This is a genomic window from Allotamlana fucoidanivorans (assembly GCF_045788535.1).
GTDB lineage: Bacteria > Bacteroidota > Bacteroidia > Flavobacteriales > Flavobacteriaceae > Allotamlana > Allotamlana fucoidanivorans.
In genome coordinates this window covers 1,544,808-1,557,238 of sequence record NZ_CP074074.1, presented here as the reverse complement: position 1 = coordinate 1,557,238, position 12,431 = coordinate 1,544,808, and the positions used below count along the sequence as shown (strand labels likewise).

The 12,431-nt window shown below is 35.1% G+C and carries 12 protein-coding genes and 1 tRNA gene; 8 read left to right on the top strand and 5 right to left on the bottom strand.

Annotated features, from left to right (window positions below):
- Positions 1-48: 48 nt before the first annotated feature.
- Entirely contained in the window at positions 49-705 is a 657-nt protein-coding gene (gene fsa, locus KFZ70_RS07190; RefSeq protein ID WP_139695641.1) for a fructose-6-phosphate aldolase, read from the bottom strand.
- Between the two features lie 11 nt (positions 706-716).
- Complete coding sequence (locus tag KFZ70_RS07185; RefSeq protein ID WP_139695643.1) at positions 717-2,765, bottom strand: transketolase; 2,049 nt, start codon at positions 2,763-2,765, stop codon at positions 717-719.
- A gap of 342 nt (positions 2,766-3,107) precedes the next feature.
- Here KFZ70_RS07185 and KFZ70_RS07180 point away from each other — a divergent pair, with 342 nt between their 5' ends.
- The 4 genes from KFZ70_RS07180 to KFZ70_RS07165 all read left to right on the top strand — a co-directional run bounded on the left by KFZ70_RS07180 (position 3,108) and on the right by KFZ70_RS07165 (position 6,502).
- Positions 3,108-3,959 (top strand): ATP cone domain-containing protein, encoded by an 852-nt coding sequence (locus KFZ70_RS07180; protein WP_139695645.1) that lies wholly within the window; start codon positions 3,108-3,110, stop codon positions 3,957-3,959.
- The gene (locus tag KFZ70_RS07175) at positions 3,956-5,329 is read left to right on the top strand and encodes an MBL fold metallo-hydrolase RNA specificity domain-containing protein (RefSeq protein ID WP_139695647.1); all 1,374 of its coding nucleotides are present in this window, start codon (positions 3,956-3,958) and stop codon (positions 5,327-5,329) included. Before KFZ70_RS07180 ends, KFZ70_RS07175 begins: the two co-directional genes overlap by 4 nt.
- A gap of 147 nt (positions 5,330-5,476) precedes the next feature.
- On the top strand, positions 5,477-6,001 hold the full coding sequence (locus KFZ70_RS07170) for an Hsp20/alpha crystallin family protein (RefSeq protein ID WP_139695649.1): 525 nt from the start codon (positions 5,477-5,479) through the stop codon (positions 5,999-6,001).
- Positions 6,002-6,061: 60 nt separating this feature from the next.
- Positions 6,062-6,502 (top strand): hypothetical protein, encoded by a 441-nt coding sequence (locus KFZ70_RS07165; protein ID WP_139695651.1) that lies wholly within the window; start codon positions 6,062-6,064, stop codon positions 6,500-6,502.
- Between the two features lie 112 nt (positions 6,503-6,614).
- On the opposite strand, the gene KFZ70_RS07160 is transcribed toward KFZ70_RS07165, so the two are convergent.
- Positions 6,615-6,696: transfer RNA gene (locus KFZ70_RS07160), tRNA-Leu, on the bottom strand.
- 102 nt (positions 6,697-6,798) lie between these two features.
- Between KFZ70_RS07160 and KFZ70_RS07155 the strand changes: the two genes are divergently transcribed.
- Positions 6,799-8,187 carry a dipeptidase gene (locus tag KFZ70_RS07155; RefSeq protein WP_139695653.1) on the top strand — a complete coding sequence of 463 codons (1,389 nt, stop codon included), beginning with the start codon at positions 6,799-6,801 and terminating at the stop codon, positions 8,185-8,187.
- Positions 8,188-8,230: 43 nt separating this feature from the next.
- On the opposite strand, the gene KFZ70_RS07150 is transcribed toward KFZ70_RS07155, so the two are convergent.
- The gene (locus KFZ70_RS07150) at positions 8,231-8,989 is read right to left on the bottom strand and encodes a hypothetical protein (RefSeq protein ID WP_139695655.1); all 759 of its coding nucleotides are present in this window, start codon (positions 8,987-8,989) and stop codon (positions 8,231-8,233) included.
- 265 nt (positions 8,990-9,254) lie between these two features.
- Between KFZ70_RS07150 and KFZ70_RS07145 the strand changes: the two genes are divergently transcribed.
- Entirely contained in the window at positions 9,255-10,115 is an 861-nt protein-coding gene (locus tag KFZ70_RS07145; protein WP_139695657.1) for a DMT family transporter, read from the top strand.
- A gap of 254 nt (positions 10,116-10,369) precedes the next feature.
- Entirely contained in the window at positions 10,370-11,470 is a 1,101-nt protein-coding gene (locus tag KFZ70_RS07140) for a DUF4407 domain-containing protein (RefSeq protein WP_139695659.1), read from the top strand.
- Between the two features lie 9 nt (positions 11,471-11,479).
- Here KFZ70_RS07140 and KFZ70_RS07135 read toward each other — a convergent pair whose 3' ends face one another.
- Entirely contained in the window at positions 11,480-11,758 is a 279-nt protein-coding gene (locus tag KFZ70_RS07135; RefSeq protein ID WP_139695661.1) for an STAS domain-containing protein, read from the bottom strand.
- Between the two features lie 230 nt (positions 11,759-11,988).
- On the opposite strand from KFZ70_RS07135, the gene KFZ70_RS07130 reads away from it, so the two are divergent.
- Positions 11,989-12,420, top strand: a complete 432-nt coding sequence (locus KFZ70_RS07130) for a DUF4440 domain-containing protein (RefSeq protein WP_139695663.1) — start codon at positions 11,989-11,991, stop codon at positions 12,418-12,420.
- The last annotated feature ends 11 nt before the right edge of the window (positions 12,421-12,431 follow it).

The following is a 12,431-nucleotide window of genomic DNA, read 5'->3' as shown; positions in this document are numbered from 1 at the left end:
ACCTTGATGCGAGAAGCTTTTTACTTTTATAAAGTTCAAATTCTTTTTTTAAGAATTCCCTTTTTTATAATCTTCTAAGAATTTAGCCAATCCTATATCTGTTAAAGGATGTTTTAATAAACCTGTAATAGATGATAACGGGCCTGTCATTACATCACTACCAATTTTTGCACAGTCAATCACATGCATGGTATGACGGATAGAGGCTGCTAAAATTTGTGTATCAAAACCGTAGTTATCATAAATCTGTCTGATTTCAGCTATTAGGTTTAAACCATCGGTTGAGATATCATCTAAACGCCCTAAGAATGGCGACACATAAGTAGCTCCTGCTTTGGCTGCCAATAATGCTTGTCCTGCCGAGAACACTAAGGTTACGTTAGTTCTTATACCCTTATCCGAAAAGTACTTACATGCTTTAATTCCGTCAGCTATTAATGGTAATTTCACCACAATCTGTGGGTGTAAAGCAGCTAAGGCTTCACCTTCTTTTACCATGCCTTCAAAATTTGTTGAAATTACTTCAGCACTTACATCACCTTCAACAATATCACATATTTTTATGTAATGATTCTTAATGTTTTCTTCGCCTGTAATGCCTTCTTTTGCCATTAATGACGGATTGGTTGTTACACCATCTAATACACCTAAGGCTTGCGCTTCTGCAATATCATCAAGATTTGCGGTATCTATAAAAAATTTCATTGTTTCGTTTATTATTTTGTTAATACAGTTTTGCTTAAATAGGCTAAAACTTCTTGGCTTACTTGCTCACCGGTAAATCCGAATTTCTCATCTAATACACCTGCTGGTGCCGAGTAACCAAAATGATCTAATCCGAATACTTTACCTTGAGCGCCTACTAAGCCTTCTAAGTTTACTGGAAGTCCTGCTGTTAAACCAAATAATGGTGTATTTCTAGGAATTACACTATTTTGGTAGTCTTCTGATTGTTGTCTGAACACGCCTTCTGAAATCACTGAAGCTATACTTACTTTTAAATTTTCTTTGTTTTCTAGTATCTCGGCTGCGGCCCATAAAGTAGCAACTTCAGATCCGTTGGCTACTAAAACAACATCTGGATTGTCTACAGATTTTACTAAATAACCGCCTTTTTCAGCGCCTAAAGCTTCTTGATATCTTGATGCGCCTTGTGCAGGAATATCTTTAATACCTTGTCTTGATAAAATCAATCCCGATGGCGTGCTGGTGTTCTCTAATGCCATTTTCCAAGCCACACTTGTTTCGGCTGAATCTGCTGGGCGTAAGGCTAAGAAACTTGGTTTCCCACTGTGGTTTTTAAGTTTTTCTAACAAACGAATTTGCGCTTCTTGCTCTACAGGTTGATGGGTTGGACCATCCTCACCTACTCTAAAGGCATCATGAGTCCATACGTATTTTACTGGCAACTCTTGAATTCCACTCAATCTGATTGCTGGCTTCATATAATCTGAGAATACAAAGAAGGTAGCTACTACAGGAATAATACCACCATGTAATGCTATACCGTTAGCAATACATGCCATGGTTAACTCGGCAACACCTGCCTGTAAAAACGAACCGCTAAAATCACCTTTCTGTAAGGCTGAAGATTTCTTTAAGAACCCATCGGTTTTATCGGAGTTTGATAAATCGGCTGAAGACACAATCATATTTTCTACATTCTCAGCCAAATAGCCTAATACATTTGATGAGGCAGCTCTTGAGGCTAAGCCTGCTTTATGCTCAATAGATTCAAAATCTAATACTGGTAACTGTCCTGATAAAAAGAAATCTAATTTTTCTGCTAGAGCGCTATTCTCTTGTCTCCAAGCCTCAATTTCTGCTTTTTTCTGAGCTGCTTGCGCTGTTTTTTCTGCAATGATATCTGTGTAGAAGGCCTGAACATCGTCATAAATATCAAATGGAGATGCTGGATTAGCCCCTAAGTTTAATAACGTCTTTTCGTAATCGGCTCCTGTTGCTCCTATAGGCTGTCCATGTAACTCACAGTAGCCTTCAAACATCTCACCTTCTGCCGTTACACAACCTTTACCCATAATGGTTTTACCTATAATTAAGGTTGGTTTTTCTGTTTCAGCATTCGCATCTTTTAAGGCCTGACGAATTTCATCGTGGTTATGACCATCTATTGTTACCACTTTCCAGCCCCAAGCCTCGTACTTCATAGCGGTATCTTCTGTGGTTACCTCATCAGTCGATGTAGATAACTGAATATCATTGGAATCAAAGAACATAATGAAATTACTCAATCCTAAATGCCCTGCTATTCTACCTGCTCCTTGTGAGATTTCTTCCTGAATACCACCATCTGAAATAAACCCATAGATTTTATGGTTCATCCAATCACCAAATCGTGCTTGTAAAAATTTAGCAGCGATGGCAGCACCTACTCCCATAGTGTGTCCTTGCCCTAAGGGACCGGAGGTGTTTTCAATACCTCGTTTTACATCTACTTCTGGGTGACCTGGTGTGATAGAACCCCATTGACGGAAATTGGCAACATCTTCTTTGGCATAGTTTCCTAAAAGATAATATTGGGCATACATTAAAGTGGATAAATGCCCTGCATCCATAAAGAAACGATCTCTAAAAGGCCAAGTCATATCTGATGGATCATAATTAAAAAATTCTGAATACAGAATATGCATAAAATCAGCACCTCCCATGGGTCCGCCTGGATGCCCTGACTTCGCTTTCTCTACCATGGCTACCGCTAATGCACGTATGTTATCTGCCGCTTGTTGATCTAATCTTTTGTTCATTTTTTTAATTATGATTATGGTTTAATGTTCTATAAAAAGGCTTTTAATTGAGATCTCATTTCCTTCAAAAAAGCTAATATTTTGCAAATATATAATCTTTAAACGGTTACGTTTAAAAAATCAAAAAAAATAACATAAATTAACGAAAGTGTTTAAGTGACCAAAAGAAACGTAAAGATTAAACTATTTTTTTAGAAATAGTTAATCGCTACAAAAATGCTCTAACTGATCTTTGTTATAAATTTTTAGTGATTTTATGTTTAACTTGAGATAGAAATTAAAACTAACTTAAGTGTAACAGTTATGTGTTATAAGACTTGTAATATCTGAAACTAACCAAACATGAAAACAGACACGTTTGATATTGTAAAGACTTCAGGAGAAAAAGTTAAATTTTCACTTGAAAAACTTAAAGCTTCCTTAAGTCGAACGGGAGCCGATCATAAGTTGATTTCAGAAATTATTGACAAGGTCAAAGACGAATTATACAATGGCATTTCAACTAAAGAAATATATAATAGGGCGTTTTCTTTACTTAAGCAAGAAGAAAGTTGCTTTGCCTCAAAATACAAGTTAAAAAAAGCTATTTACGAATTAGGTCCTACAGGGTTTCCTTTTGAGCGATTCATTAGTGCTATTTTAAAGTATTCTGGCTACACCACCCAAGTTGGTAAAATTATTCAAGGACAGTGTGTTACACATGAAATAGATATTTTGGCTCATAAAAACCAAAAGACCATTCTTGTAGAGTGTAAATTTCATGGCGAAGAGGGTATTAATTGTAATGTTAAAATCCCATTATATATTCATTCTAGATACAACGACGTGAAAAAACACTGGAATACAAATCAAAAGTATGAAACAAAGCTCACTAAGGGCTGGGTAGTTACCAATACCAGATTCACACTAGATGCCATAGCATATGGCCAATGTGCGCATCTCTATTTGCTAAGTTGGAATTACCCGCCAAACAATGGCTTAAAAGACAGAATAGATCGTCTTGGATTATATCCCATAACGGTATCTACCTTATTATCACAACGAGAAAAGCAATTTTTATTAAGTAGGGATATTGTTTTAGCTAGAGAATTACTAGAAGATAATCTTTATTTAGATGACTTAGAGATATCCGAAATTAGAAAGAAAAAAATCCTTAAGGAAATTAGCACCTTATGTAATCATTCCGCATTATGACAAGCAAGGCCTACATTCGTTTTTTGGGAGGAGCAAGAACGGTTACTGGATCAAAGTTTTTTTTAGAAACTGCCCATATAAACATGCTCGTTGACTGTGGTATGTTTCAAGGTTTAAAAGAATTAAGAGCATTAAACTGGGAAGACTTACCCATAGATGTAGCAACTGTAGATGTGGTATTGCTAACTCACGGTCACCTAGACCATATAGGCTATTTACCGCGACTTTTAAAACAAGGCTTTTCTGGTAAAATAATAGGAACAGGCCCTACTCTGACCATTGCTTCAATTATATTAAGAGACAGCGCAAAAATACACGAAGAAGAAGCTAAAAAAGCAAATACCGAGCAATACACCAAGCATGTGCCTGCCTTACCTTTTTTCACAAAAACTGAAGCTGAAAAAACGATAAGCCTTTTTCATGAGAAACCTATAGACTATTGGCATTTCCTTTCAGAACATGTGTCCTTTAGGTTTCAGTACAACGGTCATATTATTGGTGCTTCCTTTATTGAAATAGAACTGCATGGTAAACGCCTTGTATTTTCTGGAGATATTGGCAGAGAACAAGATTACTTACTCTACAAACCCCAAAAACCAGAATGGGCAGATTATTTGTTTATAGAAAGCACCTACGGAGATAAACGGCATCCTGATAACGATACCGAAAATATGCTCGCCGAAATTATAGCAGACACCCTAAATAAAAAAGGCACTTTAATCATCCCAAGTTTTGCTGTTGAACGCATGCAAACACTTATATATTTACTTTGGCAACTGTACCAAAAAAATAAAATTCCAAACATTCCCATTTTTGTAGATAGCCCCATGGGCAACAACATTTTAGAGGTCTTTCATAGATTTCCTGAATGGCATAAACTCTCACCCTCTGAATATCATGCCATGTGTAATCATGTGAACACTATTAGGTCTTACAGAGAAACATGGGAAACAATTGATGACCCACAATCTAAAATAGTAATAGCTGGAAGCGGTATGGTGACTGGAGGTCGTGTTTTAACCTATTTACAACAACTTATTGATAAAGTCTCTACAACCATTTTACTCGTTGGCTATCAAGCCGAAGGCACTCGAGGCAGACAATTGCAGGAAGGCACACATGAAATCCGCTTTTTCGGAAAATACTATACCGTAAAAGCAAGCATCAAAAACATAGAAAGTTTATCGGCACACGCCGATCAGCAAGATCTTTTAAATTGGGTGAGTAATATTAAAAACATTCCAGAAAAGGTCTTTCTTATTCATGGTGAACCTAAAGCCCTAGATGCTTTTCGATTAAAAATAAAACATACCTACCACTGGAATATAACCATACCGAAGCTAAATCAACGATACGAACTCAAATTATAGAATTTTCAATCAAAACTAAATAGCGATGATTTATTCTTCGATTTTTTCACAAAAAAAACCCTATTCCTAACAAATATCATTGTTCATTACATTTTATATACTTAATTTATTGCATGTTATACAAATAACCGCAAAATGTATCATGTCATGACAACACGCTTAAAACAACGAAGAAAGAATCTATTATCTGGTTCTGACAATAGGTTGCTGACGCCTTGGACCAGCAGTCTGGCTAGGCCTTGGAATGACCGATTTTTCCATACTAGATTCAAAGATTTGAACAATCTTATAAAAGTCAAAGATGCTTACAGAAACGATTTCTACGAAGAAGGCAGCGTAATGCCTGCTATGAATGTAAAAGAAGATAAAGAATACTTTGAAATTGAATTTGCAGCACCTGGATTTGATAAAAGTGATTTTGAAATTAGTATGGAAGACAACATGCTTCATGTTCACGGTGAAAAAGCAGTATCCAATGAGCCAAATAACACAAGCTATTCCCGAAAAGAATTTAGCTACAAATCATTTATGCGCTCTATTGTACTTCCAAAAACTGTGAATGTTAACACTAACATTTCAGCATCATACACAAGAGGTATTTTACATATAAAACTCTTGAAGGAAAAAGCTACAGAAGTAGCTAGCAATAAAAAAATTATCATTATTGACTAATTCAAACCAAGCAGCAATCAAAAACATATAGATTTCTGCTTGGTTTTAAAATCTACAAAAATGAAAACTAAGCAAATAAAACAGTATAAAGCATGGTTAACACCTGAAAGCATGCATAACATGTCTATTAACTGGTTATCTGAACTACGATTTGTACATGACGAACAATTATTCTTTAATGATCTCATCAAGTCATACACCTTACAACTCATTGACTCTAAACATTTTAAAGAAAGTAAAGAGGTTATTGATTATTTAATTGCATACGAAAAGAAAACTGACAAACTTATTAGACTTATCGTTGAACACGAAAAAAGATTATCTATACTACTAAATAGCATAAACGAACAAGAAGAAGACAACAACTATAAAATAGAGCATTCCTTTTTAGAATCAAAAGTAAATGTATTTCTAAAAGACTACAAAAATTTCAAATTAAGATTGTTTAAACTTATAAAAGGCATCTTAAAAGAACGCAAACAAAAGCATTTACTACAATAAGTATTTGTACCTTTTTTGCATGTATTGGTGGTTATACTAAACATAGGCTGAGGTATCAAAACCAAAGTCAAAAAAAAAGCCTCTCAATTATGAGAAGCCTTTTTCTTAATTGTGCGGGCGGAGAGACTCGAACTCTCACACCTCGCGGCACTAGATCCTAAGTCTAGCGTGTCTACCAATTCCACCACGCCCGCAATAAGGACTGCAAATATAAACAAGATTTTTAAAATGCAAACTTTAAAACCCTAAAAAAGTATTCTTTTTTATACTTTTGAATTTATCCTATTATAAATACTATGAATCACATTCAATCCTATATTTCAGAACATAAAGATCGCTTTTTACAAGAGCTTATAGAATTGCTAAAAATACCGTCTATAAGTGCCGACTCTAGCTACAAAAATGATGTTTTAAAAACGGCAAACAACATTCAAGAAAGCCTGAAACAAGCTGGTTGCAATCATACCGAAATTTATAAAACAGAGGGCTATCCCATAGTTTACGGTGAGCGCATCATTGATGACAATTTACCAACCGTACTTGTTTATGGTCACTATGATGTACAACCACCCGATCCCATAAACCTATGGGATTCCCCGCCATTTGAGCCCGTTATAAAGCCCACAGACAAACATCCAGATGGCGCCATTTTTGCCCGCGGCGCTTGTGATGACAAAGGTCAAATGTATATGCATGTAAAAGCGTTTGAGCTTATGACACGTACAAACACTCTTCCTTGTAATGTTAAGTTTATGATTGAAGGCGAAGAAGAAGTAGGCAGTGTTCATCTAGGAACGTTTGTAAAAAACAACCGTGATAGGCTTAAAAATGATGTCATTCTTATTTCTGACACGGGAATGATTGCCAATGATGTTCCTTCTATTACCACTGGGCTTAGAGGCCTAAGCTATGTAGAAGTGGAAGTTACAGGGCCAAATCGTGATTTACATTCTGGGTTATACGGTGGCGCTGTGGCCAACCCCATCAATATTCTAGCAAAAATGATTGCTTCACTCCATGACGAAAATAATCATATCACCATTCCTAGGTTTTATGACCATGTTGAGGAACTTTCAAATGAAGAACGTGCTGAAATGAGTAAAGCTCCATTTTCTTTAGAAAACTATAAAAAAGCACTAAACATAGAGGCCGTATATGGCGAATCAGGGTACACCACCAATGAGCGTAACTCCATAAGACCAACACTTGACGTTAATGGTATTTGGGGTGGTTACACTGGTGAAGGTGCTAAAACAGTTATTCCAAGTAAAGCCTATGCTAAAATATCCATGCGTTTAGTACCCAATCAAAACTGGGAAGACATTACACAACTTTTTAAAGATCATTTTGAACGTATTGCCCCAAAAGGTGTAAAAGTAAAGGTTACACCACATCATGGGGGCCAAGGGTATGTTACCCCCATTGATAGTTTAGGTTATCAAGCCGCAAGCAAAGCATATCAAGAAACCTTTGGTAAAACGCCTATTCCACAACGTAGCGGCGGTAGTATTCCAATTGTTTCGCTCTTTGAGCAAGAGTTAAAAAGTAAAACCATATTAATGGGCTTTGGCTTAGACAGTGATGCCATTCACTCGCCTAACGAACATTTTGGGGTATGGAACTATTTAAAAGGTATAGAAACCATCCCATGGTTTTATAAATATTTTAAAGAATTATCACAATAATAAAAAAGGGGCTGAATACATATTCAACCCCTTTTTTAAATCTCTATTTACTAACCACTTTTATCACTCTATACAATCTTGAATCATCAGGCCCCGCAACATTCTTTTGATATTCATCAAAGAAACCATCAGGCCACGAAGTACCTTCTTCATGTCTTGGATTCACAGCATCACTTAATGTTGAAAACAGATTATATGAATATGCTCTATAAGGAAACTTCTCAGACCTTGGCTCTAAAATAACGGCATTCCCCCAACCTTTTCTTTTAGATTTATGAGCATCCATATCCGCTTTAAAAAAAGGCTTTACCTTATTAACCTCAAAATCTATATGCCAACGAAGGTCTTTTACATTATGATACTTTATCCTAACAAAATTAAAATCTTCACCTGTGGCGTCAGGCACTTGGATATGATTGTTTAAATCTCTTAAGATTACCACATCGGTTGTTGTACTCAACTCTCTTGTGTCTATATCCTCCATTTTAACATCTGGAAACATCTCTTGAATACCTCCCCAATTAATTTCATTATCAATATCAGTGAATCCATTAACAATAAGAACATTAGGCTCATTCTCTAAATCTGTTCCTCCTATACGGGTAAATACCCCCCAAAAATACATATTCCCTTTATCTATTTCACTTTGAGCAAACTTGCTCCAATACTTTACTTCTCGTTTTAAAACCTCTTCCATATCTGTATCTGCAACTCTTCGATGTAAGTGTACAGAAGCACCTTGTGCCTGAATAAATTGGCCACTCACCAGAATAATGAATAGCATCATAATTGTTTTTCTCATATTGATTTAATTAATTGGTTAATAATTTATTTTAAAATTCTACCAACCCAATTTGCTTAATTAAACACAGGATAGTATGATAGTTGCTCTAAATAATTATTAGGGGTAGTATTGAAGATGCAACTAATGAAATTCATTTAAATTTACATAAAACATATTTGATATCCTATAAAATATGCTGTTAAAGCATATTAACCCTACCTTACTAAGGTAGAATGATAAAAACACAAACCAAATCAATAAATATCTTTTCTTTGTATTCAATATGAAAAATCAACATAGCAGTCAATTATTATTACTTACCCTAGCTACTATTTTTATTAGCACCTCCGGCGCTTTAGGTAAATTTATTGATCTACCTGCACCTGTCATTATTTGGTGGCGCAGTGCATTGGGCGGATTGTTTTTACTCATTTTCTGCAAATACAAAAACTATAGCATTAAAATAAAATCACCAAAAGACCTACCCTCTATACTATTGGGCGCTATTTTTTTAGGAGCGCATTGGGTAACCTATTTCTATGCTTTAAAGTTTTCAAACGTTGCATTGGGCATGCTATCTATGTTTACCTTCCCCGTAATTACCGCTTTACTAGAACCCTTTTTTACAAAATCTAAACTAAACCCAATTCATGTTTTTTTAGCGCTAGTAGTACTTTTAGGCATTTATATTCTAGCCCCACAGTTTAATTTTGAGAACACCCATTTAAAAGGTATTTTATTCGGAATTTTCTCAGCGCTATGCTACGCCCTGCGCAACCTAATTTTAAAACGGCATGTACATAACTATAACGGTACAGTACTTATGACCCAGCAAGCCTTAATAGTAGCGATATTGTTACTGCCCGTCATGTTTTTCTTAAACAGCAGTAATATAATTACGCAATACCCTTATATTATTACTTTAGCTTTGATTACCACAGCCATTGGCCACTCGTTATTCATTACCAGTTTAAAGCACTTTTCTGTGAGTACCGCAAGTATTATTGGTAGCACACAACCTATTTTTGGTATCATCATTGCCTTTTTATTTCTTAATGAAATGCCTACTACCAACACATTTATTGGCGGAACACTTATTTTACTTACCGTAGTCATTGAGAGTGTAAGATCTAGAAACAAATAAGCCAGATTTAAAAACTTAAATCTGACTTATATATAATCAAACCAAAACCAACTATATCATTTTTTCAAGGTAATGACGTTATGCGTACATCCCTCTTTTAAAAAACGTAATTGCCATAAAGCTACTTAAAATTAAAAATTTACACCGTAACATTGGTTACACAAAAACATGATATCTAAACAATTAAACAGCAAATTATGTAACAATTCCGTGCTATTTGCGTTCTAATAGTTCATCAATCAAAATCACAAATCATGTTAAAGCAATTCTTCATCATTTGCTCTGGGGCTGACACCGATATATTGGAACACTGCTCTAAAGGTGAGCAAAACAAATATGCAGGTATAGGAGCTACCGTATTTTTTACCGCAATAATGGCTTGCATTGCCGCTAGCTATGCCCTTAACACCGTGTTTAACACTATACTTCCCTCTATGTTTTTTGGACTCATTTGGAGCCTATTAATCTTTAATCTAGATCGTTATATTGTTTCTACATTAAAAAAGTCTGAACGCTTTTCTGTTGAATGTATCCAAGCTTCTCCCAGAATAGTATTAGCTATCATTATAGCTGTAACCATATCAAAACCTCTAGAATTGAAAATTTTTGAAAAAGAAATCAATCAGGTTTTACTAGAAAAACAGCATACACTCACACTGGCAAATAAACAGCAAATCGCAACACAATATTCGCCTGACATTAACGATTTGAAAAACAAGATTGTCACACTAAATCAAGAGATTAGTGAAAAAGAAACTGTAGTAAACAACCTATACAACACTTATATTGCCGAAGCAGAAGGCACCGCAGGAACCAAACGTTTAGGAAAAGGCCCTGTTTACCAAGAAAAACGTGATAAGCATGACGCGCTTTTAGCCGAGCTTAATCAATTAAAAGCTAAGAACCATCTAAAAATTTCAGACATTGAATCGCAAATTTCTAACTTAGAAGATGCTTTTAAACAACAACTAAAAAACACACAACCTGTTATAGATAATTTTGACGGCTTAATGGCTCGCATCAGCGCTTTAAATCAACTCCCTTGGCTCCCTTCGTTTTTTATTTTCCTGCTATTTTTAACCATTGAAACAGCACCCATTCTTGCTAAACTTCTCAGCCCAAAAAGTGCCTATGATTTAAAATTAGAAGATGCGGAAACAGCCATAAAAACCCATGTAAAACAAAACATTTATCAACGCAATCTTATGCTAAAAACAAATCATGCCATGAATGACAAAATCTATCAAGATATTGAGCATGATGCCACCCTTTATGCTTACAAACACAAAAAGTCACAAGTCATCATGCAACTACAAGCCGATGCGTTTTACAATCAACAAAAAAATGCTCTATAATACAAGCTATTATGCAGCCGTATTGGTATTAAAGTGTTGGTACAACTCCTTACAGCCGTAACCCACTATAGATAAGCTTTTGTTCTTACGTGTAGCCTCCTCATATAACTTAGCAATAGCGTTTACACCATATTTATCCATACTTTCAACATATTGCACACTAATAGTTATCGCATTGGTTCTTTCAAAAATGTTTTCAAATTCGCTGTTAAATAACGAAACACTTTCTTTGTCAAGTATACCCTTAACTTTAAAGTAGTTATTACAATTAGTAATTTTTAAATTCATAACAATGTATTTTAAAGGTTAAATAAATGAAGTTTTAGGGAGTTCATCATTCTGACTTTCACTAAAGTATAAAATAAATAAAACAATAATCATTTTTTTCGATTAATCTATTGCAACATCAGACCAACGAAATATTAAACTGGATTTCATCGATGAATTGCAATTAAAACATAGTTTTTACTACATTTACTAGAACTAAAACCATGACCTATTAAATACCTGCATTTATTATGAAAAAACATGCTCTAATAATTTGCCTCCTTTTAGCCTCCCTAAATTATGCTCAAAGTTCTGAAGAAGCCGACATAAAAGCCATAAACAAAGTTTTGAAAAAACAACGTATAGCTTGGTCAAATAACGACTTAGAAACCTATATGGAAGGCTATTGGAAAAGCGATTCACTAAAATTTTATAGTCAAAGTGGTGTAACCTATGGCTGGAAAAACACCTTAGAACGCTACCAAAAAGCATATCCCAGTGAAGAGCACACTGGAAAATTAAGTTTTAGAATCAATGATGTCTCAAAGATTAACGACGGCGCCTATTTTGTTTTGGGAGAATATCATATTAAACGCGAGATTGGAAACGCAGATGGCATTTTCATGCTGGTCTTCAAAAAAATAAATGGGGAATGGAAAATCATTGCAGACACTTCAACCTGATTCATATGATA